Origin of the sequence: Desulfobulbus rhabdoformis (assembly GCF_016919065.1) — a bacterium.
Classification (GTDB): Bacteria; Desulfobacterota; Desulfobulbia; order Desulfobulbales; family Desulfobulbaceae; genus Desulfobulbus; species Desulfobulbus rhabdoformis.
This window is the reverse complement of sequence record NZ_JAFFQA010000169.1, coordinates 1-429: the sequence shown is the minus strand read 5'-3', so window position 1 is coordinate 429 and position 429 is coordinate 1. Positions and strand designations below refer to the sequence as shown.

The 429-nt window shown below is 41.5% G+C and carries 1 pseudogene; it reads left to right on the top strand.

Annotated elements, in window-relative coordinates:
- Positions 1–206: 206 nt before the first annotated feature.
- Positions 207–429: pseudogene (locus tag JWJ90_RS22940) on the top strand (GAF domain-containing protein); the annotation flags it as partial.

The following is a 429-nucleotide window of genomic DNA, read 5'->3' as shown; positions in this document are numbered from 1 at the left end:
CTGGTTGTGAAATAGGCTCTTGTATGTAATTATACAAATCGATGCTATGAATCGGGATAAATATCCGGCCACTACGCATGGGTTAACAACAATTTTTTGATAGGATGGATATTTGTCAGATGATCTCAATCATGACAAACAAAATATTGCTGCAATTTCCAATTCCGCTGTCGAAATGGTAATGCAATTTTTTGACGGATCTCCCAGTGGCATCATTGCGTAAAACGAATCGAATACTAAGAACGCTGAATGAGTGCAGCCACACGTTAATCCGTGCCAAGGATGAATTTGAACTCATGCAGGACATCTGTCGGATTGTTGTGGAATTAGGGGGATACCGCTTGGCCTGGATTGGTTCTGCCGAAGACAACCAAGAACAGAGAGTACGACCAGTGGTGCACAGGGGATATGAAAAAGATTATCTAAAAT